Raw genomic sequence first — 26,803 nt, 5'->3', positions numbered from 1 at the left:
TACGAAACGGATTAAGGCAAAATTAAAAATGAGCCCGGTACAATACCGGACTCACTTTTATCAAGCTGCCTAATGAAATAACCGTGTCTAACTTTTAGGGGTCACTTCATTAATCCCTACTCTTTTTTACTTTTATTCGATATGATAAACATTCATTTAAAGAGGATCGCTCTTTATATTTCCCAGCTTCAAAATCATGCGCTCCTCCTGGGAAAATCCCAACTATACTTAAATGAGCCTCGGCACATAAATTACTAATCTCACCTACAGCATAGCAGCGTAAAGATTGTGTCACGATATCATTTGAAGAATCTATTTCCCACCAATGGTCTAGCATTCTTGCATTTTCACTATCATATTCATACTTTCGCATTGCAGAACCTATCGGCATTTCTTGTCCATTGGCCTTTTCCCAATATAACGGTTGATAAATATCAATAAGTGCACATCCATCATCCATCATCCAATTTTTAATTCGTTTTAATAGAATCAATTGTTCCTCATCTGTTCCTACACCAAATCCGTCTAAATAAATAACAACATCAAACTTTTCTTTAAAGTTAATTTTATAAAAATCGGCGCAATGAACCTCAATATCATTAGTAGCATGTTCTTTTGCAAACATAGCTAACTCCGGTACAAGCTCAACAGTAGTCATTTTTACATTCAAATTAGACATCGCCCTTGCAAATCCGCCATTTCTAGCTCCTAGTTCTAACATCGTCTGAATTGGATATCCAACTTGTTCTTGCACTTCTTTAGCAACTTCCTGTAACCAATTTTCATTATTTATATCATAGCTTATTAGTTCAAATTGTTTTTTATAAAATTCTTTTACATTTAATTCGTTCATTATTATTCTCCTCCTGCAAATTATTTTTCTGTTACAGGTGAGAAACTAAATTTCTAATGCCCATGAAAAATCCTCCTTTTGATTTCCCTATATTTACAATTCATCAAAATAATAAGAATTTTGAAAGTGAAAGTATAAAAAATAGATAATGGATTATTCCACTATCTACTCTTTAGCTACTTTTATTTTTCTTTTTGATACTCCACCCAGTCACCAGAATCAATAACTTTCAATATCATCTTTTTATCTTGAGCGATATACACATATGCTTCTATTTCCCTATCAGCAACATATACTGTTTGCGTGATTCGATCATATAAATCGGTCTCCGCATTACCTGTATATTCTTCTAGTTCATCTAACTTACACAATATCTCATCATTTACTACATAAACTTCTCCATACACCTTTTCTTCAATCGAATAAGTCATAGCCGGATATCCTTCATTCGTATCAAATAATTTTCCATATGTCCAAGCTCTGTCTGCAATGCACGTTGCACCTAACATATAATGAGCATTCGTTTGTCCTCTTCTTAACGTGCCATAAACGAAAACATGATACATAAAATCTTATCCCCTTTATATGTCTCTACTTTCTTATTTGTAAATAAGCACGAATCATAAAGTAACTCACTTCATTCGGAAGCTGTTCTTTAATAGATTTCAGACCACCCTCAGCATTTTGAACGGCAGTTTCAATAAGAGATTCATACTCTGCTGGAACAAAACTTTGCCACTCTACTTCCATTCCATCCTCGTAGCAGCGAATTAAATGGTTTTCGATTGTTTGTCTTGATAAGTTACGTTCTTTTGCAATCTCATTCAAATCAATACCTTGTTTATACATTTCATACGTTTCTAAATGAGAATTTGCGGACGCTTTTCCTGACTTTTTACGCTCTGCAACTACTTCTGTCTTAATCGTTTCAGCGTAATTTGGATTTTCCTCAATAAAATGCTGAACTGCTTGTAAGAAGTGCGAGCCATATTTCACAAGTTTGTGTTCTCCGATACCTTTTACCGTCAACAATTCGGAATCACTTTGCGGCATTTTCACGCACATATCTTTTAATGTTTGGTCAGAGAAAATAACGAACGGAGGTACACCTTCTCCTTGTGCAATTTCTTTACGTACTTCACGAAGCACTTCAAATAAAGGATGGTCTTGTACAATTTGTCTTGTCTCTACTCGTTCTTTTCGTAAAACATTCTCTTTACCAAGTAATACTTCTTTCCCTTTTTCTGTTACTTTTAACGTCGGATAAGTGCCATGTTCAACTGCAATTAACTCATCTGAAATTAAAAACTCAATAAACTCACTGACCTCTTTTACACTACGGTTCGATAAAAGCCCATACGTTGGTAAAGTATGAAAATTAAATTCAATAACTTTCTTATTTTTCGACCCCGTTAATACTTGCGCTATCATTTGCTTCCCAAAGCGTTGGTTCGTTCTAATCATGCATGATAAAACCATTTGTGATTCCCTTGTCACATCAATGCTCTCGCGATCGTCTGTACAATTACCACAGCGTCCACAATCTTCTTTCGGTTCTTCTCCAAAGTATTGCAAAATGAATGATTGTAAACATTGTTCTGTATGACAGTAATCGGTCATATTTTGCAATTTTTCAAGTTCATTTGAAAAACGTGATTCTCCAGTTGATTGATCAATTAAAAAACGCTGTACTTGTACATCTTGAGAAGAATATAACAATATACATGTACTATCTAATCCGTCACGACCAGCACGTCCTGCTTCTTGATAGTAACTTTCCATATTTTTTGGAAGCTGATAATGAATTACGTAACGAATATTCGATTTATCAATACCCATCCCGAATGCAGATGTTGCTACCATTACACTTACTTCATCTCGTAAAAAGAGTTCTTGTTGCTCATTTCGATCACTATCACTCATACCAGCATGATATTTTGATACAGAAACTCCAGCCTTCATTAAATCTTCATATAACTGATCGACTACTTTTCTAGTAGCTGCATATATAATCCCAGATTCCTTTTGATTTTGACGAATATAATCCGCCAAATATGCATTTCGATCTTGCCCTTTAATGACAGAAAACGATAAGTTCTCACGCTCAAACGTTGTCATAATTGTATTTTCTTGATTAATTTCAAGTGTGTTACAAATGTCCTCACGTACTTGCGGTGTTGCTGTTGCTGTTAATGCTAATACGAGCGGTTTTTCTGGAAGATAATCTAATATGCGATGTATATGTAAATAACTTGGACGGAAATCATGTCCCCACTGTGAAATACAGTGTGCTTCATCAATCGCAATCATAGGGATTTTCATATCGATAAGTTGGTCAACAAACTCCATCGAATCAAGACGCTCAGGCGCGACATAAAGTAATTTGTAATGTCCTTGTTTCGCTAATTGAATTCGCTGATTTGCTTCGGCAATAGAAATAGAACTATTAATATATGTAGCTGAAATGCCATTCTGTACCAATGTATCTACTTGATCCTTCATAAGTGATATTAAAGGCGATATAACCAACGTCGTTCCTTCAAATACTAATGCCGGAATTTGATAACAAATCGACTTACCGCCACCCGTTGGCATAATACATACTGTATCTTTCCCATCTAGTACATTTTTAATTGTTTCATCTTGTCCTCTTCGAAACGAAGAATAACCAAAGTAGGACGCTAAAAGTTCTTGTGCTTTAGTAAACAAAAAAGAGTCACCTGCTTTTCTTTATCTTTCATCTACTTCTATTATATCAATCACTTATGCGACTTGAAAGAGATGAATAGATGCTTATTATTTTTTCATTATTCTATGTTTCTCCACCTATTTAATATGAATTAGCATCCATGTTTTATATGTTTTACAACATTTATAACGTAAATCCAGTAAACATGAAGAAAGAGTTTCAATTTAAATATTCATTTTATTTCCCTTTCTTGAATACTACTAATCGTATACATATAAATTCAGGAGGTTTCTATATGAAACATCATAATATGAGTTCCATCACGGCAAAAAAGAAAACAACACAACTCCAATTCTCTAATAATGATGCGTGGAAATATGAATCATACTATAAGTACCAACCATTATTCTCTTATAAAAAGCTTTTTAATTTTCTTTCTCAACTTTTTAGATGTTAATATATGCGCAAAAAATATATCATTCGCAGAATTTTTCTCAATATTAAATGTATAGACTTACTACAATTCAGTTGTTACCATATATAATAATCTGTTGGATAAACCCCTTAAGTTGACCTGCTTATATTAGCAGGTCTTTTTCATGATTACTTACTTCTACACCTCAATCTCACTTCCAAGTCTTTTTTCCATTTTATAACCATATTTAAATCCCAACAATTAATGATAATCATAAATTGTTGGGATTTTAATTGTTCACATATAATTATGCAATTCTTCTTTCTCAATACACAAAACACATTTTACTTGTTACTATGAAAGTACTCCAGATGAGTTTTTGCTCATCGACATTATCTAGTTAATGGGGCCTGCCGCGGGAAGCAGGTCTCTTTGACTTTATTAAGGTCCCAATTTCATTTGGACACATTTACCAGGTTTTTTCAAAAGAATTTTATGATAACATTACGTAGTCGAGTCCGACATCTCGGCAATACCCTTTTGAGGGTCTGTAACTTCCCTTGCAGACCCTCTTTTACTTTATATTCAATTTATTCATATATACCACAAGATCATTCACCTAATTTCTCCAATTCAAAATTCCCTAAAAATAATCTAGGACACGTAACTAAACATAAATCTATATCATACTTTGAGTTATACATGTTCAAAGGAGTGTTACTATTTATGTATTCTTATTGGCAATCGTATTACTCCCCCTACCATAACCCTTATGTAAACTATGATTTATCTGTACGTAACTACCGAATTAGTAAAAACGAGAATTTTTTAAAAGGGTATATGCGTTCTTTATGGGAACAACACGTCGCTTGGACGAGATTGGCTATTATAAGTATTGTATTTAATTTACCCGATGTTAACGTTACTGTTGGACGACTTCTACAAAACGCAACACATATGGGACTATCACTTGAACCATTTTACGGTGAAGATGCAGTAAAAAAATATAGTGCATTAATTAAGGATCACTTAGTCATTGCAGCAGATCTTGTTAAAGCCGCAAAAACTGGTAATCAAAATGCAGCTGCCGCTATAGAGAAAAAATGGTACGCTAATGGTGATGAAATCGTTGAGTTTCTTAATAACATCAACCCATATATAGGAAAAGAAGAATTCCGAAAAATGTTTTATGAACATTTAGCACTAACGAAAGCAGAAGCACTTACCTTCCTAAATAAAGATTATGAAGCAGGAGTACAACTTTACAATAAAATTGAAAAAGAAGCATTAGAAATGGCCGACATGATAACAAACGCAATCGTAAAACAATTCCCACAAGTATTTCAATAAAGTGAAATGTTAATCAGAGTAGGTATTACTACTAAGTAATACTTGATAAAATAAGTCGATTCCCCAACATAAATCGGCTTATTTAACTTTCTCTCCATGATATTTCACCTCTCCTCTTTACATTTAGCTTATATCGATATATTTTATTAATATCCGTTTTTTATAGGAGGAAATAGTTTGATTAACGCGATTGGGCTCGTTTTTATACTTACAAATAAACACGAGAAAAAAAAGAAAGTTTACCTAAATGAAAAATTTGCACTAATAGATATTATTGATTCTAAAGAAGTATTTGATGATGAAGGGAATCCTTTAGTAGAACTAACATGTAAATACAGTATATATTTAGATGAAAAATATTACTGTAAATCTCTCGATGATTATACTGGACAAGTATTTCCTTTCTTAAGTGCAAAAATAGGAAAAGGTCTTCTAAGAAACTTAAACTACTACTTTTCTTACGTTGATGCCTATGATAAGAAACCACCAGTTAAAGAAATAAGACCGCTGATGAAACAAGTAACTAACAGATAGCGAAACATACAAAAAAGGAAAGCATCTAGCTCTGGATGTTTTCTTTTTTATTGAAAACTCATTCATTCTCATCCTCTTCTAAAAGTATGTATCCAAGCATATTTTAAATTAAAAACATTGGAGGATTAGACTGAATGAAATACTCAGAAACAATTATAAGTAAACGACTTCGAACGCTTAAAATGACGGGTATGTTTTTCATGCTAGTATTAATAGCATGGATTGGATATACAAAATTACTTTATGAAAACGGATTTCTTCAAGAAAAAAAGAATTCAGTAGAAGTAATGAATACTAGCATTACAGGAGAAATAGAGCAGCTTTTTCATATAAACTTGCAAGGTTATCGAAAAACAAACCTTGATGCTGTTATAGAAGCAAGTAAAACCGATCCAAGCGAACTATCCCTAATTGAACTGGTCAACAAATCCTGCTCGCGAGATTGCATAGGTGAGCCAGTAACATATGTAAACTCAAACAATGGATATATCTTTTATAAGGAATCTAATGGAACTAATGTAGCTATAACGGTTAAAAAGAAAGACACATGGGTAATTGTAAAGAAATCTGTTCAAGATGGAATATAACCACCCTAAAAAAGAGTACGTATCGTACTCTTTTTTATTATTAATACCCTTCATCTTCATCTCTACAATGGCATTTCGGTTTTGTTTTACAATGACATTTTTCACACTCACATTTCGGTTTCTCTTTGCAACAACATTCGGGAAAATCACTGCGTTTACATCTACATCTCCCAAACATTAAATTATCCCAAAATTTATTACAATTTCGGGAATGCCCACAATGACAAGTATTCCCCATGGATATGCTTCCTCCTTAATAGAATTCATCATATTCTATGTTTGAAAGTATACAAAGGCTTGTTTATTAGTCTATTTTCTCCATATTATAACTAGATTTAGAAGATTACATAAAAATAAAAAGCCGTCACATGACGGCTTTTTATTTAGCAAACTACTCTTTTGTATAAAAAAATTTAATTCCTTTCGTATCTAACCAAGCCGTTACTTTGTCCAGTTCGTTCCCTTGACGATAATCTGTCTCGAAATACACAAGTCCTTGGTTATTTCCGGGAGATATTATTTTAGAAGTATATCCAAGCTTATCCATCATTTGAATCATGTCAGGAATTAAATTTACACCAAATTCATAAGTAACTACTTTGTTATATTTATTCACTATAATTCCAACCCCTTCTTGTTTCTTTATTGGCTCAACAGTTTGATTTATAAACCAAGCTAACGGTTTATTTCCAATTAGCTCATTTAAATCACATTTTCCGATACCAGCTACATTCCCTGTTTCTGTGTATTGCCAAATATCACATGGATACGCCGGTTTGTTACCACCATAACGAGGAATCCATACAAAATCAGAATTGACATTTGCCATTCCAAATGGAGCATACATATGATGAGCAATATATAAACCGACCTTCTTAGCTCCTAATCTACGTAATTCATCAATAAATGCTTGTGCACCCGCTCTCATATCATTCATTGTTTTTACTTCTACGTCAGCTACCCAAACTGTGGCATTTTTTTCACCACGGTTCCAAAAGTCTCTTGCTTCTATCCGTGCATCCTCTACTGAAACGAAACGACAGAACGCATAATTACCAAACGGAATATTTCTTACTTTCATTGCTTGTACATAATTATTATATAAAGGATCAACATAAGTTGAACCATCTTGCACACGTGCAATTACGAAATCTAATTGTGGGGCTGCGATATCCCAGTTAATATTGCCATTCCATTTTGAAATATCTACAATGTAACCCATTATTCATCATCTCCTTTTTTATTATCATATTCAGAGATTGTATTTTTCGCTCTTATCCCTTAAACAATCAAGTCAGTTTTTTAATTAGCAGTAGAGATTTTGTATTCATTGATAATAATTTAAAATTTAACTTATGTATCGAAAAATAGAATATTATTATAGATTTAAAAGATGATTATTCAAAAAAACTAAAGTATATAATTAAAACCACCTTTTTGATAGGTGGTTTTAATTATATACATTGTCCATATTTGTGGTTACATAGTATATTATCGTGAGCCATTAAAATAATAAAAGCCAACTTGTATTTTTAACCCACTGATTAAAGTTTTACTTTATCTCACATACTCATAGTACCACTTACGCGCATCTAACCAAGCTGTAAATTTATCGATATTTCCAGCTGGATAGCCATTCGTTATAGCATAACCAATGCCATCTTTCTGAACGACAATTTGTCCATCAATACCCGCATCAACCATCGCTTGAGCCAAAGCTTGTAAATTACTAAATGCTACACCGCCAGTTTTTACTTTGAGCAAATCCACTGTACCTCCTCCAGTTTGTCCTGTAAGAGCAAACACAATAGAATTAGCGATTTTATCAACATTCCATTTTGCCATGTCAGATTCATTATCAATAAATCCTAATTCTATAAGAATAGCAGGTGCTTTCGTCCCATTTAATACCGCTAAATCTGTACGCTGTTTTGCACCTCGATCACGCCATCCAATATCTTTTGCTAGTTGAGCTGAGATTTTAGCCGCCAAGTCTTTCTGATCATAATACAGAACCTCAACACCCTGTCCATTTCCATCGCTTGCATTAAGATGAAAAGAAATAACTAAATCCACAGCATGGGAATTGCTTTTACGAATGATATTATTTAAATTTTGTGATTGAGTTGTTCCTACCTCGTCCGTATCGTCATAAACCGTGTGTCCTAAGGCTCTTAACTTAGCCGCCACGGCATCTTTAACTTGCCTATCCAGAACGTGTTCTTTCCGATTCCCGAAATTAGCACCTTGAACAATACTATTATGTCCTCCGTGCAAACTATATCTAGCCATTATTCATCAACATCTCCTTTCTTAATATTCTATTCAAAACTTGTCTTATTGCTATTCCCACTTACAATCTTAACTGTACCCATACACCCTACATTTTCTAAAATTGACGGTACGAACAAAAAAGCATCACCCTTTCGGCGATGCCTAAGCTCCCTAAATAAATAGAGTTTAAAATCACTGAAACTTCACCTATATTTCCTCCCCTTCCTTCACAGCTTCTATTAACCTCTGCAACATATACCCAATCCCTTTACACCCCTCTAGCGGATATGTAATCATTTCTTCTGGATATAACTTTGTCACTACTTTTTTATGCTTTTTTCCTGCTAGTAAGACGATTTCGTCAAACTGTAATAAACTTTTATCTACCATCTGTTTTTGTAATTGCTCTATACTTATTACCTCATCGCTTTTTGAATCAAATGCAAGATCATAGTTTTCTAATACAATATCATTTGGTCTTAAAAATCCATGTTTCGCTGATAATATAACCCAGTTTTCGAAAAACATAGTTGCGTACGCCTGACATGCTTTTCCGAACGGACTAATATATACATCTTTTGCTTCCATCGGTCCGTAGTTTGAATGCTTATCCCAAATTTTCTTTTTTCCACAAGGAATTATACATAGCCTTTTCATATATATTTCTACTCCCTTTACTTCTGTAAATAAAATTCGTTATTTTGTACATTTTTCTCTCGAAATACTATATAATAATTCCGAAAGCTAAAATTACACATTTTACCATATACGTACTATGGATCACTCTCATTGCAAATATTATAATACCATAAAAATTTTTGCTTTTTTTCTTCAAAATATTAAATATAAATTTTAACATAAGGATGTATAGATATAATTAAAAAGGAGGTTCATAAAAATGAAAAATATTATCCCTGCACTATTAGTCTATTTTATCGTTTGCGTTATTTCCGTTATCATCCCAGCATCTGAAGGCTATAATTATGTCGGCTGGAAGTTATTTGTTGGGCAAGTGTATGCGATACCTATTTTCTTCATTACTGCGATAATCACATTTTATATAAACAAGAAAAAATCTTACGAATAAACGATTATAAGGATAGCTAACGCTATCCTTATTTTAATTCGTTAATCAAATCTAAAATAGCCCTTGCAGTACTTTGTATCCTTTCTTCCGAAAAGTCAAACGCAACACCTGTATTTATATATATTTCCTGTATAGGTAAATTCCAATCTGAACTCGCTCCCTCTTTAAAGAAAGCAATCGCTTGTTCCTGATTCTCTCGATAAATTTGAAACAATTGCATCGCTCCTATTTGCGCAATTGCATATTCAATTTTATAAAAAGGAAACTGAACAAAGTGAAATGACTCGAACCAATTTCATTCTCTACTCCTGCAATATCAACTGATGAATATTGATACCTTTTACATAGTTCAATATATTTCTCATCTCGCTCTTCTGGTGAATGGTTTGGATTTGTATAAAGCCAGTGCTGGAATACATCTCCTGAAACTGACGATATTAATAAGGATAAAGTACGATATAATTGAGCTTGCTGTACTTCTTTATAATCATCCTCTTGCGTATAAAAAATATTAAGCTTATCCATTAATAGTAATTCAAGACTAAGGGAATAAAGTTCCGCCACCTCTTCACGAAGGTATCTTTCCTGCATACTACTTTCATTGTTAAATTGTTTATAAAAGTGAAATGCATGCCCCAATTCATGTATTAATGCATGAATCGCATAAAATGAAGAACTAAAATTAGAATAAACAAAAACGTCTTTACTATGAGATAAGGTAAAGCAAGCAGCTCCTGGTGCTTTATTTTTCCGTTCTTGTACGTCAATTAATCCCGCTTTCCTTATATGAGTAAATTCCTCATGAAAACATGAATCTGTCTTCCGCAACATTTCTTCAATTCCATCCAATAAATTAATATAATTTTCAAATGGATATTTTTGCAAATTACAAGGAGCAAGATCCCAGGGACGATACGTTTTTACATCAAGATTCTTTTTAAGAAAACTTCCTAACTGTTTCCAAATTGGTACAACACACTTTTCTATCGACTCATGAAACTTAAAACAATCTTCAATACTGTAATCTCTATTTTTTTGTTTAAAGGCATACTCACTATAATTATTAAATCCTGCATTTAATTTTCTGTTTTTTAGAGATAAAAAAGGACAAGTAGCCAATCTGACTACTTGTCCTTGCTGTTTATGTGTACTCAATAAAATTAAGCTTGGAATGCTTCTGTTAATACTGGTACGATTTGTTTTTTACGAGATACAACACCTTTTAATGTAGCTGTGTTGTTTTCTAGTGATACGTTGTATGCTTTCTCAACAACGTTTGCTGCTTTACCGATCGCAAGACCGACAGAATCGTTAGTTAAGATATCAGTTACAACGAATAAGAATAGGTCTAAACCTTTTTCTTCTACTACTGCAGAAATTACTTTTTCAAGTTCCGCTTGGTGTACAAGAACGTCGTTTGTATCAACAGCGTTTACTTGTGCGATTTCAACTTTCGCATTACCCATTTGGAATTCTTTAGCGTCAAGAGAGATTAATTGCTCCATTGTTTTTCCGCTTAAGTCAGCACCAGCTTTTAACATTTCTAAGCCGTAGCTATCAGCATCTACACCAGCGATTTCCGCTAATTCACGAGCAGCTGCTACGTCTTGTTCTGTGCAAGTTGGAGATTTGAATAGTAAAGAATCTGAAATAATTGCAGATAACATTAAACCTGCAACTTCTTTACGAATTGTAACGCCATTTTCTTTGTACATTTTGTTTAAGATTGTAGCTGTACATCCAACTGGCTCACAACGATAGTATATAGGATCGCTTGTTTCAAAGTTAGCAATACGGTGATGGTCAATAACTTCTAACACACGAACTGATTCGATATCGTTAGCACTTTGTTGACGCTCGTTATGGTCAACTAAAATAACGTTGTCCACTTCGCTTGCTACTGTCTCAACAAAACGCGGTCCTTCTACTTTAAAATAGTCTAACGCAAATTGAGTTTCACCGCTGATTTCGCCTAAACGTACAGGCTCAGCATTCATTCCTAATTCTTTTTTCAATTCTGCATAAGCAATTGCAGAACAAATTGCATCTGTATCTGGGTTTTTATGCCCGAAAACTAGTACTTTTTCCATGTTTTCCACCTCTTCATGAAAAGGATATCTTAAAGAAGCAAATATGACAATATTTAAAGCATATTTTTTTATAAATAATTGCACTTTCTTCTATATTTTTCATCATTTTCATAAAAAAAATCATCTAAAATGAATTAGATGATCGAAATATATGTTTCAATTAAAATAGTGTAGGAGCTTGCACTACGTTGTTAAAAGCGAAATTTGAAGCTAAGCCATTATTCACAAGGTTTACATCTATAACTTGATAAAACGCATTTCCAGTGTCTGCAATTTCCCAAACAGCTAAAATAAGATGGTATCCACTACGATCAGTTGGTACATTTGCTTCATGCGTTACTGTTGTCCCTGGTCTAGCCCCACCGTCATTTTTCACATAGAATGGCACTAAATCTAAATCTGATCGCGTTAAAGGTTTATTTGGATTCCAGCCTTTTTTCGTAATATAATATTTCCACTCTTTTGTACTATGAGGAGCAGTTAGTTTCCACTTGAATGTATTCGTCCCGCCATTTAACGTAACTTTCTTCCACCTATCCACAGTTTGAACATCTAAAGCAGGAAAATGACCAGCCCCTGCAATTTGTCCATCAGAAGGTCCTAGTTGCGGAAATCCCCCTATCCCTTCTACACTTTGTGGTTCATATTGAATCGGTCCACAATTTACATTTACCCCTTGCTTACATAAATAAGATCGGCTCGCTGGTGATTCTACATAACCATGAGCTGAAGCCTTTTCTGAAAATCCAAATGTTAATAATCCCGTAAGTAATACGCCACCAATTAAAATAACTTTCTTCATCTTTTGTAAACTATTCTTTTTCATTCTTTCATCCCCTTCCGATAATAAAGCGAAAATAACTATAGTTGGCTAGTCATCTTCTCTACATTTATTATAAGACGAGAATCATTACTAAAAGAACCCTCTAAAAACTTTCTCAAATTCATTTAGTGCGTTAAATGGATTATATCAATAAATTTATTTAACACCGCCAGAAAAATATAGACGGTGTTAAAATAGTTTCTTATTATTCAGTATGATAACCTTTTAATCACAATTTATATGCATTTATAATAAAGAACCGTAGCATCTAACTTTCCATTCGGAGAAATTGCATACCCTGGTATTGTTCCAACTTCTTGGTAGTCTAGTGATTTGTACAATTTATTGGAAGGATCTCCTTCTCTAGTATCTAATACTAAAAGAGACCTGTTTTCTTGCTTCGCTCGTTCCTCTGCTTTTTGCATAAGCAATCGTCCAATACCGTTACGTCTAAAGTTTGGATGAGTCATTAATTTGCAAATCTCGGCTCTATGAATTCCGTTAGGCTTTGTAACTAATTGTAATTGAATACTCCCTGCTACTTCGTTGTTTATTTTAGCTACATACAATATCACTTCTGGCGCTATGACTGTTTGCCAATACTTTGTTGCGTCTTTTTGTTCCAGTGGAGGCAAAAAACCAATTGATGCCCCATCATTTACAACCGTTTTCAAAAGTTTCGAAAGTTCTTCCATATCATTTTCTAGTTGCTTAATTTCTTCAATTACTAAATTTCGCATTACTTTTCCCCCTTTTGTTTCATTGTAACAATTTTTAAAGAAGGAATAATGAAATAATAAGATGAATTTATATTAAGATATGATTTTTTGTGAAAGGATAACGATATGAAATATATATTAGATAGAACGTACGCAAAAGAACTACTCGAATGGGCATATGAACAAAACCCGGGCCCTTGGTTTGAACATTCACTACATGTTGCTCATGCAACTGAAAACATAATTATAGAACTTATAAAAAAAGGGTATGACCTAGATGCTGACATAGCATATAACGCTGCCCTTTTGCATGATATCGGAAGATACAAAGGTTTTACCAAATCGGTCATTCATTCCTATGATGGTTATATGTATATGAATGATTTAGGATATGCAGGAAACGCCATTATTTGTGTGACACACTCATTTCCCTGTAAAAATGAACATATAGATATCGCAGCGGAATGGCATCTCGTTCCTGACCATATGAAAAGCCGGTTGGTTGCAATATTGAATGAACATAGTAACTACGACTTATACAATAAAGTAATTACTCTTTGTGACGCTCTTGCTGACGCGGATGGCTTTACTACGCTGGAAAGAAGATTAATTTCCGTTGGTTTGCGTCATGGTACAACATCTCATACATCTTTACATTGGAAAGGGTTTTATGCAATTAAGAAAGAATTAGAAGCTTTAATCGGTAAGAGTATATACACAGTTCTTCCTGATGTAGAGAATTCGATTTATGAAGATATAGAATACTAAAGTGAATACAAATTTAATTTCACATAAAAAAACGTTTTAAACATAAAGTTTAAAACGTTTTTTTATTCAATGCTTTTGATTTTTCAGTTCTGTTAAACACTCTTGCACTAAAGTTACCGCTTGACTCATCGCAGCTCCGCCAGCAAATGCTGCTGAAACACCACATGCTTCCAGAATCTCTTTATCCGAACATCCTTGATCAAGACAACCTTTTGTATGATAAATTGTACAATACTCATCTTGCGTTGCTAAACTAATTCCTAATGCAATAAGTTGTTTTTCTCTTTTTGTTAAAGCACCCTCTTGAAAACAAGCTTGCGTAAACGCATTATATGTCTCAGCGATTTCAGGAATTTGATTTGTAAAACTACCTATACCTTCTTTATAATGATGTAGAATATCATTTATCGAACTATGTTGCTCATGTTCCATCTTATTCCCTCCAGTCATATTATCCATACCTATTGTAGTATGCGATGAAATGGAGGCAATATACCTTCTTTTAAATTAAGAATTTTCAGTTAATTTACGTTATAATTTTAAATTATCATCTACAATAACTTTTTCTCTAGAACTTTTTCTTTCAACCTCTTTACTTCTTTCTTCCCAAAATGTTAATCCTTCAATCCCCACATTTTTAGGATTAAATACTGGATCTTTCCCTTCTTTTTTCTGCGTTTCATAGTCTTTTAACACTTTTAATGCAATTTTACTTAATAATAGAATCGCGATTAAGTTTAACCATGCCATACTACCGATTCCTAAATCTCCGAGATTCCATAAAAGCGACGCTGATTCAACACTACCGATGTAAACCATAATTAAAAATCCAAATTTTAAAACTGGTTTTAACCAGCCATACTTCAATTGACGATCTAAATAAGTAAGCGTCGTTTCAGCGATATAGTAATAAGCGAGTAACGTTGTAAATGCAAAAAAGAAAATTGCAATTGAAATAAATATTGGACCAAACCCTGTCATCACAGTTTCAACTGCTTGTTGCGTATAAATTGGACCTGCTTCCACATTTCCTATGTTTTTTACAATAGCGCGTTTCCCTTCAGGTATAACATTATACATACCTGTAATTAATATCATAAGAGCTGTCGCTGTACATACGACAATTGTATCGATATATACGGAAAACGCTTGAACTAATCCTTGTTTTGCAGGATGCGATACTTCAGCAGCAGCCGAACTATACGTCGCTTCTCCGACACCAGCAACGTTTGAAAATACAGCGCGTTTTACGCCCCATGCAATAGCTGCACCAACAATTCCACCAAACATTTCATTTACACCAAATGCGCTAGAGAAAATTAAAGCAAACATACTTGGAATCTCCGTTACATTCGCAATTAATATGATACATGTAACAATTACATAACCAATTGCCATAAATGGAACAAGCATTTGAGAAACGCCAGCAATTCTCTTTACACCACCAAAAATAATTGCTGCTAGTAACACGACTAAAAATATACCAGTTATATATTTGTTAATACCATTAGAGTTTTCAAATCCAACTGCGATACTACTAGATTGAATACCTGGTAATAACACGCCATATGAAAGTGTTACAACTACCGCTACAATGACTGCAAACCATTTCATTTTTAAACCTTTCTCAATGAAATATGGAGTACCGCCGCGATATTCATTCCCTACTTTACTTTTGTATACTTGAGATAATGTTGATTCAACAAACGCGCTCGCTGCCCCTAACAAAGCCATTACCCACATCCAAAATACAGCTCCAGGCCCGCCGAAAGCGATTGCTGTCGCTACCCCTGCGATATTACCAATTCCAACTCTTCCTGATAAGGCTAAACAAAATGCCTGAAAAGATGATATTCCCGTCTCTGAACTCTTTCCTTCAAATAATAGTTTAATCATCTCTTTAAAATAACGAATTTGCAAAAAGCGTGTTGCAATCGTGAAATATACGCCTGCCCCTAATGCAAAAACAACTAAACCGATACTCCACACTTGCCCTACTAACCATTCTACTAAATTCTCCATCCAAATCCCCCTTATCATTCTTTTGAAAAACAATTTTGTATATAAGAAAACGGACAACTATTATCAAACTTTCTAGTTGTCCGCATCTTTCATTATTTCATCCCTCAATTTTGTCAGTAAAACGCCCTATTACTTTATATTTACCCAAACACTTTTCACTTCTGTATAATTATCAAGCGCATATGAACCTAATTCGCGGCCAATACCAGATTGTTTGTATCCACCAAATGGTGCAGCTGCATTTTCTAAGTTATAATCATTAATCCACACTGTTCCTGCTTTTAATTTATTTGCCACTTGATGACCCGTTTTGATATTTTGCGTCCATACACCCGCAGCAAGGCCATAAGATGAGTTGTTCGCTCGTTCAATTACTTCTTCTGTCGAATCAAATGGAAGTACAACAACAACTGGTCCAAATATTTCTTCCTTAACGATTGTCATATCGTCTGTAACGTCTGTGAATACAGTTGGCTTAACGAAATAACCTTTTTCAAGCGCACGTTCACCACCAGCCGCAACTGTAGCACCTTCTTTCTTCCCTTGCTCAATGTAATTTAACACACGCTCTTGTTGTTTCTTAGATACGAGTGGACCCATCTCCGTTCCTTTCTCCATACCTGCTCCAAGTTTTACGTTGTTCGCCATTTTCACAAGTGCATCTACTACAGTTTCATAATGTTTACGATGAACAAATACACGTGATCCTGCGCTACAATTTTGACCGTGATTATACATAATACCTTGGAATGCACCACTAATTGCTTCTTCCAAGTCCGCATCTTCTAAAATGATATTTGGTGATTTGCCGCCAAGCTCTAACGTTACATGCTTAATCATTTCTGCAGACTGACGCATAATATACTTTCCTGTAACAGTAGATCCTGTAAAAGCAACTTTATCAATGTCATGATGATTTACAATTGCCGCTCCTGCTTCAGGACCAAAGCCTGGTACAAAGTTTACAACACCGTTTGGAAATCCAGCCTCTTTAAAGAGTTTTGCTGTATATAGTAAGGATAAAGGTGTTTGCTCTGCTGGTTTTAATACGATCGTACAACCTGTCGCCAGTGCAGCTCCCATTTTCCAAGAAGACATAACGAGCGGAAAGTTCCACGGAATAATCTGACCTACAACACCTACAGGTTCATGTCTCGTATAGTTTAAGTAATCTTTTGAAATCGGGATTGTTTGCCCAATAATTTTTGTAGCCCATCCTGCGTAATAACGATAATTTTCTACAGTCGCTGAAATATCATCCTCAAGTGCTACTTGATACGGCTTCCCATTATCTAAAGCTTCTAATTGCGCTAACTCTTCTCTATGTTCTTCAATTAAATCTGCTAATTTATAAATAAGATGCGATCTTTCAGCAGTAGTCATTTCTGCCCACGGACCAGATTTAAATGCAGATCTTGCTGCTTTTACTGCAGCATCAATATCCTCTTCTTGCGCTTCACATACGACTGCTAAAACATCTTCTGTTGCTGGATTGTACGTTTCAAACGTCTTTCCGCCAATAGCAGAAACAAATTCGCCATTAATAAACATTTTAATTTCTTCATTTAAAAACGCTTCCACTTTTGGTTTCAGCTCAATATTTGTCTTTAACATTATGTTCTCCTCCTTATTTAAACAGCTGCATGAGCTGCAATATTTGATAAAATCGTTTGAAGCTTTTGATCTTCGTTAACAGTTAATCCTAGTCTTGGATAGCGAGAAGGTCCTCCCGCTTGCCCATGTAATTCCATGGAACGTTTAACGATTTGAACATATTTCCCTGACCCTTCAAGAAATTCGCAAAGTGGTAAAATAGCATCGTTTATTTCCCATGCTTTTTCTAATTCACCATTTTGAAAATGCTCATACATTTTTGTAACGAGACCAGGAACGATATTTCCTGCTACTGAAACCCATCCCGAGGCACCAACTAAATATGATTCCATAACTAAATCTTCAGAACCACAGAAGACTTGGAAAGCCCCTTCACTTTGTCTTACTAAATCTCTTGCTTTTCGAATATCTCCGCTAGATTCTTTAATATGTGTAACATTTTCACACTCTTTTCCAATACGGAGCATTAGCTCTGTACTCATATCAACACCAGAAGTAAATGGATTATTGTATAACATAATTGGTATATTTACAGAGTTTGAGATTTCTTTAAAATGAAAATAGATCTCCTCTTCCTTCGGTTTACAATAGTAAGAGTTTATAATTAATGCACAATCCGCTCCGTGCGCTTCTGCATGTTTCGTATATTCAATTGTTTCTTTCGTCGTTTCCGCAGCAGTTCCAACAATGACTGGAATACGGCCATCAATTTCTTTCAAAACGGTTTCTACCATTTTAAATCGCTCTTCTTTTGATAAACTTACAAACTCTCCTGTACTTCCATTAATGATGATGCCTGCAACCTTTTGTTCGATAAAGTAATTTACATTTTGTTTTACCCCATCCCAATTAATTTCCTGAAATTCATCCATCGGTGTTATTAATACTGGAAATGCCCCTTTAATTTTTTGCATATTTATCTCTCCTTATCACATTTTATTTTAATAAGAACCCTGCCGGAAATGGATCCGTAGGGTCTAATAGAAACGTCTGCATTCCTGTAATAAATCCTCTACTTTCAAAACGGAAAATGTATCCTAGCTCCTCCTTCTTCACTTTTTCCACAGTTATAAAACTATTAAATATACTTTCATTTTTAAAAGGTTTATCCGCCATATAATCATTTTTAAATAACGCATGAACATAGGAAACGATAGTAGAAACAAAACCTGGCGAACGTACGATAAAGTTATCTTCATGAAATGTAATCGACTTTATATGGTTCTTTTCTTTTTGCGAAGGATCTACTAAAATAAGCCTTTTTATTAGCGACTGTTTTTGTATAGCCTGCAGTGTAGCTTCTCCCCATCTTTTCAATTCTGGAATGTTTTCAACACGAATTTCTGGCGAATACGCACCTTTTTCTACAACTGCATATACTTTATCTGCTTGTATGAGAGAATAACTTACATTACCAACCTGTAAATTTTCCTCAATCAAATAGCAAAGTTTGCTTTCAAACGAAACAGATACAACTTCATCATTCTCTACATACGCATGAACTAAAAATATTCCAGATAACGTTTCAATTTTGTATTGATTGGACTCTCTCTTTTTTAAATACCCACTTTCGAGTAACATCGTTATTACCGCAACAATGCCCCCATAATGAAGCGGAATCGAACCTTCATGATTAAAAAATAATACAGCTGCATCCACTTCATTATGGATAGATGGAACGACAATACACCCATTCAAACCGATAAAACCACGTGGTTCATTTAATAAAAGCTTCCTCTCTTCTGCTAATTCACCTGAAAATTGTTCATTTAATTGCTCCAAACTGTAGTAGTATTTGCATGGTACGTCTTTCATTACACGAAATGCCTCGCCATTTACATGTACGTCTACTGCTGTATACATTTTTTGAATGTTCATTTTATATCCTCCGTTTCATGTTCCATCGGCGGAATTAGCAAAAATCCTTCTTTGAGTGGATCCATTTCATTGTAAAAAAATTTATGCATACCCATAAGCCAAGCTGATCCCGTAATTTTCGTTATGACAGCTTCAATATTTTCAACATGTGTCGTATTCACGACATATCCTTTAAATAAAGAACCAACGATACTCTCATGAATGAACTCTTCACCAATTTTGATTTCTTTTTGAGCGTATAATACAGCTAGCTTCGCAGATGTTCCTGTACCGCATGGGGATCGATCTATTCCGCCTGGTGGTACAACAACTGTATTTTTCACATTCGCACATTCATGAGTAGCATCTGTATAAAATTCAACATGTGTTAATCCTCTAATAAACGAATACTCTGGATGAATGATTTCAAACTTCTCATTAATTGTGTTTCTTATATGAATCGCCTTATCGATGATTGTAGATGCATTTTCTGGTACTAATTCTAGGCCTACTGAATTCGCATCAATAATGGCATAAAAATTCCCTCCATACGCAATATCAGCCTCTACAGTTCCAATGTCTTTGACGTGTACAGTAATATTTTTCAATAAAAAAGCTGGTATGTTACAGAAAGATACCTCTTTTGCTTTTCCATCTTGAACAGCAATATCTACTTCCACTAAGCCAGCCGGGGTATCTAGTTTTAAAGAAGTAATCGGTTCAACTACTGGAATTAAACCTGATTCAACTAACGCTGTACATACACCGATTGTATCGTGACCGCACATCGGTAAGTATCCACCTGTCTCTATGTATATAACACCTATATCAGCCTCAGGATGACACGGGTCTGTTAATAATGCCCCTGACATTACATCATGACCACGCGGTTCATTCATTAACAATTTTCGAATCCAATCATATTCCTTTTTCATATGTAACATCTTCTCTGCCATCGTCTCTCCAATCAACTTTGGAAGTCCGCTAATTAATGTCCTCGTTGGATTCCCGCCCGTATGTGTATCAATAGTCGTAAAGACTCTTTGTGACCTCATCCGTTTAACACCCTTTCTGTAAAACGACTCAAACGAAGTGGTTCAATAGGAATAATTGTCTCTTTTTCATTTAATAACTCTTCAATTACTTTCCCAGTAACTGCTGCAAGACTAATCCCATCCCCTTCATGTCCAGCGGCAATGAAATAATTCGGAATATGTTCCACTCGTGAAATAATCGGCAAATGATCTTCTGTCCACGGACGTAAACCAGCGTAAGAACGAATTACCATCATATCTGCCATTTTCGGATAAAAGCGAATCGCTCTATTTGCGATACATTTAATGACTTCATTGTTTATTCTCGTATGAAACCCTACAAATTCACGACTACTTCCAATTAAGAAATTTTGACTTTCAGTAGGCTCAAATACGAGCGCAACCCCGTATTTTTCAGTTAAAGCATCTACTTTTCTTTTTCCGCCAAATTTAGAAATTAAATAACCGAATTCCATTACTTTACGGCATCCTACATGTTGTTGCCTTGATGCTACTATAATATGCCCTTTTCTCGGTTCAATTGGTATATTTACATTTAACATCTGACCAATCTTAGGAGCCCACACACCGGCTGCATTTACAACTTGTTTTGCTGTAAAAGTACCATTCGTAGTTTCTACAACAAATGAACCATTCGTCTCTATTTTCATACTCTTTACTTCGGTCTGCTTAAAGGCTTTTGCGCCAAACTTTTGTGCCTCTGACAGAAGCGAGAAAGCAAGGAGATATGGATTCACAGTTGAATCCGTCGCACATTCTAAACCGCCTAATAAATCATCAGCAAAAAAAGGCGACTCTTCTCTTATATCTTGCCTATCAAGCATTCGAAACGGTAATCCAGCTTCTTTTTGCCGATCTACCCATTGCTGCGCAGCTTCCATCTCTTCGTCTGACTCACATACGAGAATACTTCCTGGTGCCCTATATTCAAATGAATGCTCTAATTTTTCACTTAAATCAGTTACTAATTTTTGACTTACTAAAGACATTTGACTATCAAACCCTGGGTCTTTATCAATGGCCAAAATATTCCCATCACACCGTGAAGACGTCCCGCTGACAAATTCTCCTTTTTCAATGATTGTTACGTCTCTTCCGTATTTTGAAGTGTAATAAGCGATAGAACACCCTATTATTCCACCACCTATAATTAAAACGTCGCAGTGCCTCACAATATACTCCTCCTTTCCCTAAACCTCTCACTTTCTTTTATGCAATTGACGTGCCAATTCTGCACATATACAATTTCCATAAACAATATTTTTATTTGTAAAAATAATTCAAATTTATAGTAAATAGGTGTATTATTTTTTTATCACTGTCAAATTTTTTATACATAACGGGAGGATATTATGGCATTTTCATTTCCGACTATACAAGAGTTTTTGGAAAGTATTTTAATCGATCATACATGTAGCCTTAATCACATTAAGCAAGTAAACGGAAGGTTTTATTATCTCCCTTCTACTACAGAAGAATATAATTGCGCCATTATTTATGTAGATGACTCATTCACTGCATTAATTGACGCTTTTTCTTATGAATTAGCTGTTATCATCCTTAACGAAAACGATGAGCCGATATTCTGTATAACCTCTCAGCAAATGATTCCATTTCTTTATAAGTCCTACAATGAACTACAGTCATTTTATAACACCGTAATACAAACAACTGACTCTTCTGTTACAGTCATTGATAGTAAAGAATGCGTTCGAACTTGGACAGATGGTGCTGAAAAAATATTTTCAGTCAACCATAATGAGATTATTGGGCAACCGATTACTCGTTTTTTTGATTATAAAGACTTGGAAATTTTACAATCTTTACATGATGGAAAAAATATAGTCGCTCAGTTCCATCAGCCTCGTCCCGATTTATTCGTATTAATTAATTCAAATCCAGTTTATTGTAATGATGAAATTATAGGAGCAGTCGTTTCAGAAACAGATGTTACAAATCAAGTCGCTTTAAATGAAAAACTATTTAATATGTCACATGAAATGCACCGTTTAGAACAAGAAGTGGCAAAGTATAAAGATGAATCCGATCCATTCCTTGCGATGAATGGGAAAAGTCCTGTTATACAAAGAACGATACAATTAGCTAGAAAAGTTTGTTCGGTGAAATCAACTGTTTTAATACTTGGGGAAAGCGGAGTTGGAAAAGAAGTATTTGCGAAAGCAATTCATGAAGCAAGTGAAGCAGCGAAGGCGCCTTTCATTTCGATTAACTGCGGGGCAATTCCAGAAGCTTTATTTGAAAGTGAATTATTCGGTTACGAGCGTGGGGCCTTTTCTGGAGCGAATAGTAAAGGGAAAAAAGGTAAAATCGAACTCGCACAAGGCGGTACTTTATTCCTCGATGAGATTGGCGAAATGCCGCTCGATATGCAAGTAAAACTGTTACGTGTACTACAAGAACGAAAGTATTACCGAGTTGGCGGAGAAAAAGAAATTAATATTGATTTCCGCATTATCGCTGCTACAAATCGGGATTTACAAGAAGAAATGAGAAAAGGAACTTTCCGAGAAGATTTATATTATCGTTTAAATGTAGTTAGCCTGCATATTCCACCGCTGCGTGAAAGACGAGAGGATATTATCGAACTCACATACTCATTCTTAAACGATTTTTCGATCAACTATAACCGACCAATTCGTGACCTACCTTCAAGCATTATGCATGAACTGCTTCATTACAATTGGCCAGGTAATATTCGCGAACTTCGAAACGTTGTTGAACGGCTTGTGGTATTCGCAACAGACGGAATTATAAAACAAGAATATTTACCATTTCATACGACTGAAACTTTAGACAACCATACAGCTCATTCCCTATTACTCAGCAACAATAATACAATCCTTTCTTTACAAGAAGAGATGGATGAGCATGAGAAAAAAGTTATTGAAAAGGCTTTACGAATTTTAAATGGGAATAAATTAGAATGCGCAAAACAACTTGGCGTAACAAGGGCTACTTTATATAACCGTTTAAAGAAACTCGGACTTCAATAAAGAATCAGTATGCACCAATCAGGCGTTTATAGGTAGCCCTCTCCCCTCTATATTGGCATGATTTTTGCATATATAATTTGTGCAAACCGAACTAGAGGAGGAATACATATGACAAATAAAAACAACTTAATCGTTTGTCGTTGTGAAGAGGTTACATATGGACAACTTCAATCGACAATTGCTGAATATAACTGCTCGGCAAGAGAATTAAAACTAAGAACACGTGCTGGCATGGGATTTTGCGGTGGTCGCACATGCAGAATAATGATAGATCGAATGATAGAAAATGCGAATCCTGACGTAACTCTTAATGAACTACCGTTAAAATATCAACCACCAATACGTGCAGTTACTTTTGGATCGGTAGGTGAAAGTAAATGAATAGAATTACACATCACCCTATTTTAGGTACTTTACAAAGTAGTGAGCGTATTACTTTTCAATTTAACGGTCATCAATACGAAGCATATGAACATGAAACGATAGCTGCTGCCCTGTTAGCAAATGAAATACGGACATTAAGAGTTCATGAAGATAGCGGGACACCGCGAGGTATTTATTGTAATATCGGGCACTGTTCCGAATGCCGCGTGACAGTAAATAATCAAACAAATGTACGCGCATGCTTAACTGTTGTAGAAGAAAACATGGTTGTTGAAAGCGGGAAACAGCATCCGAATATCGTGAGAGAGATGGTGAAAAAACGATGAGTGATGTAATTATCATTGGTGCAGGACCAGCGGGATTATCTGCTTCTATCTCTTGTGCTCGTTTCGGACTAAAAGTGCTCGTTATTGATGAATTTATGAAGCCGGGCGGGAGATTGTTAGGACAGTTGCATCAAGAGCCTACTGGAGAATGGTGGAACGGAATAGAAGAATCGAAGCGACTTCATGAAGAAGCAGAATCACTTTCAGTACATATCAGGTGCGGTGTTTCGGTCTATAATTTAGATAAAGATGAAAACAATTGGTTTGTACATACTAATATCGGTACGTTAGAAGCACCGTTCGTACTACTTGCTACTGGTGCTGCGGAATATTCTATTCCCCTTCCAGGCTGGACACTTCCAGGAGTGATGTCAATTGGAGCAGCTCAAGTTATGACAAATGTTCATCGCGTGCAAGTTGGAAAAAAAGGAATCATTATTGGTGCTAACATTTTGTCTTTCGCCATTTTAAGTGAATTGCAATTAGCGGGAATTAAAGTAGATCATATTGTACTCCCTGAAAAAAGCGAGTTAAGTCAAAAAGCTGGTGAACCTGAAGAAGTTTTAAACTCTCTTTTAAATGCAGCACATCTCGCTCCTTCTGCTATTTTACGAATAGGTAGCCACTTTATGAAATATGATTGGATTCGAAAAGCTGGATTAACATTCTATCCAAACAGCGGAATGAAAATAAACGGAACGCCACTTCACCTTCGGAAAGCAGCTCTTGAAATTATCGGAACAGATCAAGTTGAAGGTGTACGTATTGCTAATATTGACTCTAAAGGAAATGTTATTAATGGATCAGAGAAAATATATGAAGCAGATTTTGTTTGTATTGCCGGGGGATTATACCCACTTGCCGAACTTGCAGCTGTAGCTGGTTGTCCCTTCCATTACATTTCAGAATTAGGCGGACACGTTCCTCTCCATTCCGAAACAATGGAAACCCCTCTTCCAGGTTTATTTGTAGCTGGCAATATTACAGGCATTGAAAGCGGAAAAATTGCGATGGCGCAAGGAACTGTTGCAGGTCTATCAATTGCTAAATATGCAGGTGAACAACATGATATAGTCGACCAACAATTATATCACGCCATTCAAAACGTTCACTCTGTTCGTCAGAAAGCTGCAATTCAGTTTAATCCGATGGTAGATATCGGTAGACGAAAGATGAATGAAATTTGGCGTGATTATTCTTCTACATATGCACATACTAAAAAGAGCTGCTGAGATTATTCTCAACAGCTCTTTTCTCTACTCATCCGAGTTATTAAATTTCGCTAATGCGTAAATACCTTCTTCATCATCTAATTCAAGCTGTAATCTCGCTGCGAATGAATTGACATTATATTCTCTGTCAAGCAATAAGCGTAATGCTTCGATTAAGTTTGCTTGAATTAAAATTTGCTGGCGACCATTTACCTCTACTTCCGCAGAGAAACCGTAGTCATCGTCATACATGAGTTCAACTAACACTTCTTCTGGACCCACTTGTCTTTTTTCAGCTATATATACGCAAAGCGCATTTATTAATTCTTGTTCAGAAATTTTTATTGTTTCCATGCTACTTCATCTGCCTTCTTTTTACGTTGGTCTTTGAAGTATTTAAATGCACGAACTGCTAACATTACGATACCAGCCATTACTAACATATTTACCATAAACGCTAATACAGAACCAAGAGCTCCCATATTTGCAAATAAGCTACCCATTAGTAAACCACCAAGACCACCTAGTAATAAACCTTTCATAAAGCTTCCTTTATTACTTTTTGGTGCTGTGTTTGTTGCTTTCGTTTTTGAATCTGGAGTCGTTTTTTGAGAATTTACATTTGAGTCTTTTTTGTTTAAATCAACTTTTGACTTTTGACCTGAACTTGGTGTAAATGATTTTTTACCAGATTTGTAACTTTTCGCTGCCGCATGATCTACGAACATAAAGCTGCTAGCCCCAAAGATAACCATAAATGCTGTCATTACTGCTACAAGTTTTTTCAACATATTATATCCATTCTCCTTTTATATAGATATATGTGAAATCTATCTTTCTAGTAAATTCAGAATGATAGATTTGTTTTTAAGAACATTTTAAAGGTTCTTATGAACTTATTATATGAACTTTTGTCGAAATATGCAAGTATTATTTACTTCCGACAGTTTGGTGACAAAGGAAAATTTAAGCAAAACAGAATTGACTTTAAATGAAACAAAACATATTATAAGTTCATAAGAACTTTTTATTATTTTGGAGGTGAAAAGATGGAAACATTTCATCTCACACGAAACGAAATGGCTACCCTTCTTCTATCACTAAGAGGATGGAATACGAAAAAGCCTCTCG

At 35.0% G+C, this 26,803-nt stretch carries 27 protein-coding genes and 2 pseudogenes; 10 read left to right on the top strand and 19 right to left on the bottom strand.

The features are described 5' to 3' along the window. Positions 1-109 precede the first annotated feature (109 nt). The 3 genes from MR160_RS24605 to recQ all read right to left on the bottom strand — a co-directional run bounded on the left by MR160_RS24605 (position 110) and on the right by recQ (position 3,562). The gene (locus tag MR160_RS24605; protein WP_001004295.1) at positions 110-853 is read right to left on the bottom strand and encodes an SAM-dependent methyltransferase; all 744 of its coding nucleotides are present in this window, start codon (positions 851-853) and stop codon (positions 110-112) included. A 182-nt stretch (positions 854-1,035) separates the two neighbouring features. Further along, complete coding sequence (locus MR160_RS24600) at positions 1,036-1,419, bottom strand: gamma-glutamylcyclotransferase family protein (protein ID WP_000274901.1); 384 nt, start codon at positions 1,417-1,419, stop codon at positions 1,036-1,038. A 25-nt stretch (positions 1,420-1,444) separates the two neighbouring features. Next, positions 1,445-3,562, bottom strand: a complete 2,118-nt coding sequence (gene recQ, locus MR160_RS24595) for a DNA helicase RecQ (RefSeq protein WP_000494275.1) — start codon at positions 3,560-3,562, stop codon at positions 1,445-1,447. Positions 3,563-4,683: 1,121 nt separating this feature from the next. Here recQ and MR160_RS24590 point away from each other — a divergent pair. The 3 genes from MR160_RS24590 to MR160_RS24580 all read left to right on the top strand — a co-directional run bounded on the left by MR160_RS24590 (position 4,684) and on the right by MR160_RS24580 (position 6,428). Beyond that, positions 4,684-5,307 (top strand): acetylglutamate kinase, encoded by a 624-nt coding sequence (locus MR160_RS24590; RefSeq protein WP_242298261.1) that lies wholly within the window; start codon positions 4,684-4,686, stop codon positions 5,305-5,307. Positions 5,308-5,484: 177 nt separating this feature from the next. Beyond that, positions 5,485-5,841, top strand: coding sequence for a hypothetical protein (locus MR160_RS24585; protein ID WP_000606231.1), 357 nt, complete (start codon positions 5,485-5,487; stop codon positions 5,839-5,841). 134 nt (positions 5,842-5,975) lie between these two features. Continuing rightward, on the top strand, positions 5,976-6,428 hold the full coding sequence (locus MR160_RS24580; RefSeq protein ID WP_063675447.1) for a hypothetical protein: 453 nt from the start codon (positions 5,976-5,978) through the stop codon (positions 6,426-6,428). Between the two features lie 391 nt (positions 6,429-6,819). Here MR160_RS24580 and MR160_RS24575 read toward each other — a convergent pair whose 3' ends face one another. The 3 genes from MR160_RS24575 to MR160_RS24565 all read right to left on the bottom strand — a co-directional run bounded on the left by MR160_RS24575 (position 6,820) and on the right by MR160_RS24565 (position 9,359). After that, the gene (locus MR160_RS24575; protein ID WP_000540626.1) at positions 6,820-7,650 is read right to left on the bottom strand and encodes a GH25 family lysozyme; all 831 of its coding nucleotides are present in this window, start codon (positions 7,648-7,650) and stop codon (positions 6,820-6,822) included. A 335-nt stretch (positions 7,651-7,985) separates the two neighbouring features. After that, positions 7,986-8,720 (bottom strand): N-acetylmuramoyl-L-alanine amidase, encoded by a 735-nt coding sequence (locus tag MR160_RS24570; protein ID WP_000135285.1) that lies wholly within the window; start codon positions 8,718-8,720, stop codon positions 7,986-7,988. 189 nt (positions 8,721-8,909) lie between these two features. Further along, positions 8,910-9,359 (bottom strand): DUF6884 domain-containing protein, encoded by a 450-nt coding sequence (locus MR160_RS24565; protein WP_000824880.1) that lies wholly within the window; start codon positions 9,357-9,359, stop codon positions 8,910-8,912. 241 nt (positions 9,360-9,600) lie between these two features. Between MR160_RS24565 and MR160_RS24560 the strand changes: the two genes are divergently transcribed. Continuing rightward, positions 9,601-9,789 carry a DUF4017 family protein gene (locus MR160_RS24560; protein ID WP_000789485.1) on the top strand — a complete coding sequence of 63 codons (189 nt, stop codon included), beginning with the start codon at positions 9,601-9,603 and terminating at the stop codon, positions 9,787-9,789. Between the two features lie 28 nt (positions 9,790-9,817). On the opposite strand, the pseudogene MR160_RS24555 reads toward MR160_RS24560, so the two are convergent. The 4 genes and pseudogenes from MR160_RS24555 to MR160_RS24540 all read right to left on the bottom strand — a co-directional run. Continuing rightward, positions 9,818-10,878: pseudogene (locus MR160_RS24555) on the bottom strand (M3 family oligoendopeptidase); the annotation flags it as partial. 71 nt (positions 10,879-10,949) lie between these two features. Further along, positions 10,950-11,879 (bottom strand): manganese-dependent inorganic pyrophosphatase, encoded by a 930-nt coding sequence (ppaC, locus tag MR160_RS24550; protein ID WP_000416871.1) that lies wholly within the window; start codon positions 11,877-11,879, stop codon positions 10,950-10,952. 160 nt (positions 11,880-12,039) lie between these two features. Beyond that, a complete protein-coding gene (locus tag MR160_RS24545) occupies positions 12,040-12,705 on the bottom strand; it encodes a lytic polysaccharide monooxygenase (protein ID WP_242298260.1) in 666 nt (221 codons plus the stop codon). A 233-nt stretch (positions 12,706-12,938) separates the two neighbouring features. Continuing rightward, on the bottom strand, positions 12,939-13,442 hold the full coding sequence (locus MR160_RS24540) for a GNAT family N-acetyltransferase (protein WP_001245261.1): 504 nt from the start codon (positions 13,440-13,442) through the stop codon (positions 12,939-12,941). A 105-nt stretch (positions 13,443-13,547) separates the two neighbouring features. On the opposite strand from MR160_RS24540, the gene MR160_RS24535 reads away from it, so the two are divergent. Continuing rightward, positions 13,548-14,189, top strand: a complete 642-nt coding sequence (locus tag MR160_RS24535; RefSeq protein ID WP_000874108.1) for an HD domain-containing protein — start codon at positions 13,548-13,550, stop codon at positions 14,187-14,189. A 66-nt stretch (positions 14,190-14,255) separates the two neighbouring features. Here the strand turns inward: MR160_RS24535 and MR160_RS24530 are convergent, their stop codons facing one another. From MR160_RS24530 to MR160_RS24500, 7 genes are all read right to left on the bottom strand, one after another. Then, the gene (locus tag MR160_RS24530; protein ID WP_001999958.1) at positions 14,256-14,648 is read right to left on the bottom strand and encodes a carboxymuconolactone decarboxylase family protein; all 393 of its coding nucleotides are present in this window, start codon (positions 14,646-14,648) and stop codon (positions 14,256-14,258) included. Positions 14,649-14,720: 72 nt separating this feature from the next. Next, complete coding sequence (locus MR160_RS24525; RefSeq protein ID WP_000429519.1) at positions 14,721-16,211, bottom strand: alanine/glycine:cation symporter family protein; 1,491 nt, start codon at positions 16,209-16,211, stop codon at positions 14,721-14,723. Positions 16,212-16,340: 129 nt separating this feature from the next. Next, positions 16,341-17,825, bottom strand: coding sequence for an aldehyde dehydrogenase family protein (locus MR160_RS24520; protein ID WP_000920981.1), 1,485 nt, complete (start codon positions 17,823-17,825; stop codon positions 16,341-16,343). A 17-nt stretch (positions 17,826-17,842) separates the two neighbouring features. Continuing rightward, a complete protein-coding gene (gene dapA / locus MR160_RS24515; protein WP_001169450.1) occupies positions 17,843-18,739 on the bottom strand; it encodes a 4-hydroxy-tetrahydrodipicolinate synthase in 897 nt (298 codons plus the stop codon). Positions 18,740-18,761: 22 nt separating this feature from the next. Beyond that, positions 18,762-19,703: a proline racemase family protein gene (locus MR160_RS24510; RefSeq protein ID WP_079245612.1), complete on the bottom strand. Its 942-nt coding sequence runs from the start codon at positions 19,701-19,703 to the stop codon at positions 18,762-18,764. Next, a complete protein-coding gene (locus tag MR160_RS24505) occupies positions 19,700-20,737 on the bottom strand; it encodes a proline racemase family protein (protein WP_001257539.1) in 1,038 nt (345 codons plus the stop codon). The genes MR160_RS24510 and MR160_RS24505 overlap by 4 nt, the downstream gene beginning before the upstream one ends. After that, a complete protein-coding gene (locus tag MR160_RS24500; protein ID WP_001215272.1) occupies positions 20,734-21,909 on the bottom strand; it encodes an NAD(P)/FAD-dependent oxidoreductase in 1,176 nt (391 codons plus the stop codon). Before MR160_RS24500 ends, MR160_RS24505 begins: the two co-directional genes overlap by 4 nt. A 180-nt stretch (positions 21,910-22,089) precedes the next feature. Here MR160_RS24500 and MR160_RS24495 point away from each other — a divergent pair, with 180 nt between their 5' ends. The 4 genes from MR160_RS24495 to MR160_RS24480 all read left to right on the top strand — a co-directional run bounded on the left by MR160_RS24495 (position 22,090) and on the right by MR160_RS24480 (position 25,693). After that, entirely contained in the window at positions 22,090-23,751 is a 1,662-nt protein-coding gene (locus MR160_RS24495; RefSeq protein WP_000885736.1) for a sigma-54 interaction domain-containing protein, read from the top strand. 108 nt (positions 23,752-23,859) lie between these two features. Next, positions 23,860-24,132, top strand: coding sequence for a (2Fe-2S)-binding protein (locus MR160_RS24490; protein ID WP_000182619.1), 273 nt, complete (start codon positions 23,860-23,862; stop codon positions 24,130-24,132). Continuing rightward, complete coding sequence (locus MR160_RS24485) at positions 24,129-24,461, top strand: (2Fe-2S)-binding protein (RefSeq protein ID WP_001080019.1); 333 nt, start codon at positions 24,129-24,131, stop codon at positions 24,459-24,461. Before MR160_RS24490 ends, MR160_RS24485 begins: the two co-directional genes overlap by 4 nt. After that, the gene (locus tag MR160_RS24480) at positions 24,458-25,693 is read left to right on the top strand and encodes an NAD(P)/FAD-dependent oxidoreductase (RefSeq protein WP_001286085.1); all 1,236 of its coding nucleotides are present in this window, start codon (positions 24,458-24,460) and stop codon (positions 25,691-25,693) included. Before MR160_RS24485 ends, MR160_RS24480 begins: the two co-directional genes overlap by 4 nt. Positions 25,694-25,717: 24 nt before the next feature. On the opposite strand, the gene MR160_RS24475 is transcribed toward MR160_RS24480, so the two are convergent. Together MR160_RS24475 and MR160_RS24470 are read right to left on the bottom strand one after the other, a co-directional pair. Further along, positions 25,718-26,026 carry a YxcD family protein gene (locus tag MR160_RS24475; RefSeq protein WP_000447759.1) on the bottom strand — a complete coding sequence of 103 codons (309 nt, stop codon included), beginning with the start codon at positions 26,024-26,026 and terminating at the stop codon, positions 25,718-25,720. After that, positions 26,014-26,463 (bottom strand): hypothetical protein, encoded by a 450-nt coding sequence (locus tag MR160_RS24470; protein WP_000914478.1) that lies wholly within the window; start codon positions 26,461-26,463, stop codon positions 26,014-26,016. The genes MR160_RS24475 and MR160_RS24470 overlap by 13 nt, the downstream gene beginning before the upstream one ends. Positions 26,464-26,721: 258 nt before the next feature. Here MR160_RS24470 and MR160_RS35390 point away from each other — a divergent pair. After that, positions 26,722-26,803: pseudogene (locus tag MR160_RS35390) on the top strand (DUF1836 domain-containing protein); the annotation flags it as partial.

This window comes from Bacillus cereus group sp. BfR-BA-01382 (genome assembly GCF_022663475.1).
Classification (GTDB): Bacteria; Bacillota; Bacilli; order Bacillales; family Bacillaceae_G; genus Bacillus_A; species Bacillus_A thuringiensis_S.
This window is presented reverse-complemented; position numbering and strand designations above follow the sequence as displayed.